At 43.0% G+C, this 2,500-nt stretch carries 2 tRNA genes and 2 rRNA genes (1 of these 4 cut by a window edge); all 4 read left to right on the plus strand.

Annotated features, from left to right (window positions below):
* Nucleotides 1-187 precede the first annotated feature (187 nt).
* Nucleotides 188-1,711, plus strand: a 16S ribosomal RNA gene (locus DG508_RS02275).
* Nucleotides 1,712-1,887: 176 nt separating this feature from the next.
* A tRNA-Ile gene (locus DG508_RS02280) sits at nucleotides 1,888-1,961 on the plus strand.
* 106 nt (nucleotides 1,962-2,067) lie between these two features.
* Nucleotides 2,068-2,141, plus strand: a tRNA-Ala gene (locus DG508_RS02285).
* Nucleotides 2,142-2,359: 218 nt separating this feature from the next.
* Nucleotides 2,360-2,500, plus strand: a 23S ribosomal RNA gene (locus tag DG508_RS02290) (it continues 2,685 nt past the right edge of the window).
* The 16S and 23S rRNA genes sit together here with 2 tRNA genes alongside, the layout of an rRNA operon.

A 2,500-nucleotide genomic window follows, 5' to 3' on the forward strand; every position in this document is an offset into this window, starting at 1 on the left:
TTATTGATTAACAAAGAGCTAGTGGCGAAGAAGATCGCTTCATTAGTTATTAAAAAGTTCATAGACATATTGATTGACAGCGCGTATTATGCTATTTATAGTATATACGAAGAATAAAAACTAGAAACATCAAAGAGATACGATTATAAATTCCGTTGTATTGTTTTAGAATAATATTTAAAGACAAACGATGAAGAGTTTGATCCTGGCTCAGGATGAACGCTAGCGGCAGGCTTAACACATGCAAGTCGAGGGGTAACAGGAGTAGCTTGCTATTTGCTGACGACCGGCGCACGGGTGCGTAACGCGTATAGAATCTACCTTATAGTAAAGGATAGCCCAGAGAAATTTGGATTAATACTTTATAGTATCAAAAGACAACCTTGTTTTATGATTAAAGATTTATCGCTATAAGATGACTATGCGTTCTATTAGCTAGTTGGTATGGTAACGGCATACCAAGGCTACGATAGATAGGGGTCCTGAGAGGGAGATCCCCCACACTGGTACTGAGACACGGACCAGACTCCTACGGGAGGCAGCAGTGAGGAATATTGGACAATGGAGGCAACTCTGATCCAGCCATGCCGCGTGTAGGAAGACTGCCCTATGGGTTGTAAACTACTTTTATAGAGGAAGAAACAATTTCACGTGTGAGATTCTGACGGTACTCTACGAATAAGGATCGGCTAACTCCGTGCCAGCAGCCGCGGTAATACGGAGGATCCAAGCGTTATCCGGAATCATTGGGTTTAAAGGGTCCGTAGGCGGGTTTGTAAGTCAGTGGTGAAAGTTTTCGGCTCAACCGGAAAATTGCCATTGATACTGCAAGTCTTGAATTATTGTGAAGTGGTTAGAATATGTAGTGTAGCGGTGAAATGCATAGATATTACATAGAATACCGATTGCGAAGGCAGATCACTAACAATATATTGACGCTAAGGGACGAAAGCGTGGGTAGCGAACAGGATTAGATACCCTGGTAGTCCACGCCGTAAACGATGGTTACTAGCTGTTCGACATTTATGTTGAGTGGCTAAGCGAAAGTGATAAGTAACCCACCTGGGGAGTACGTTCGCAAGAATGAAACTCAAAGGAATTGACGGGGGCCCGCACAAGCGGTGGAGCATGTGGTTTAATTCGATGATACGCGAGGAACCTTACCAGGGCTTAAATGTAGATTGACAGGTTTAGAGATAGACTTTCCTTCGGGCAATTTACAAGGTGCTGCATGGTTGTCGTCAGCTCGTGCCGTGAGGTGTCAGGTTAAGTCCTATAACGAGCGCAACCCCTGTTGTTAGTTGCCATCGAGTAATGTCGGGAACTCTAGCAAGACTGCCGGTGCAAACCGCGAGGAAGGTGGGGATGACGTCAAATCATCACGGCCCTTACGTCCTGGGCCACACACGTGCTACAATGGTAGGTACAGAGAGCAGCCACTTGGTGACAAGGAGCGAATCTATAAAGCCTATCACAGTTCGGATCGGAGTCTGCAACTCGACTCCGTGAAGCTGGAATCGCTAGTAATCGGATATCAGCCATGATCCGGTGAATACGTTCCCGGGCCTTGTACACACCGCCCGTCAAGCCATGGAAGCTGGGAGTACCTGAAGTCCGTCACCGTAAGGAGCGGCCTAGGGTAAAACTGGTAACTGGGGCTAAGTCGTAACAAGGTAGCCGTACCGGAAGGTGCGGCTGGAACACCTCCTTTCTAGAGACTTTCCTTTTATAAGGGAATCAGAAATGATACGATGGAATGTATCTGTTGGTTGTTTTTAGTTTTTAGCTGTTAATTAATTATTTAAGAGAAATTAGATGCTAGGTTTTTGGACTCTAGATTTTTGGTCTAGATTCTATTTTCTATAAGTCTGTTCTCTTAAAAAAGACAGTCTCATAGCTCAGCTGGTTAGAGCGCTACACTGATAATGTAGAGGTCGGCAGTTCGAGTCTGCCTGAGACTACAAATGATTACGTTCATATTATTATATTGAAAGGAAATTTTAGAAGTTGAGAATTCATTACTTCATTATTCGAGATTCTGAATTCGACATTTAGGATTTCACAAATGGGGGATTAGCTCAGCTGGCTAGAGCGCCTGCCTTGCACGCAGGAGGTCATCGGTTCGACTCCGATATTCTCCACAATTCTTTAGATATAGGGATTGATAGATTATAAAACACAGGATTCATTATATGAAAAACGTTTTATTTTCATTGGTTTTATATTGTTTAACAAGAAAAACGTTCATTGACATATTGATTTAAAAATACGAGCACATATATTAATATATGTGATAAAAAAAGAGTGATAATATCAATGATATTATCAAAAAAACTAAAAGAGCAAGTTAAAGCAAGACGCATAAGCTAATTAAGGGCGTATGGGGAATGCCTAGGCTCTCAGAGGCGAAGAAGGACGTGACAAGCTGCGAAAAGCTACGGGGACAGGCACATACTGATTGATCCGTAGATATCCGAATGGGGCAACCCGGCATATTGAA

The organism is Aquimarina aquimarini (genome assembly GCF_900299535.1).
Taxonomy (GTDB): Bacteria; Bacteroidota; Bacteroidia; order Flavobacteriales; family Flavobacteriaceae; genus Aquimarina; species Aquimarina aquimarini.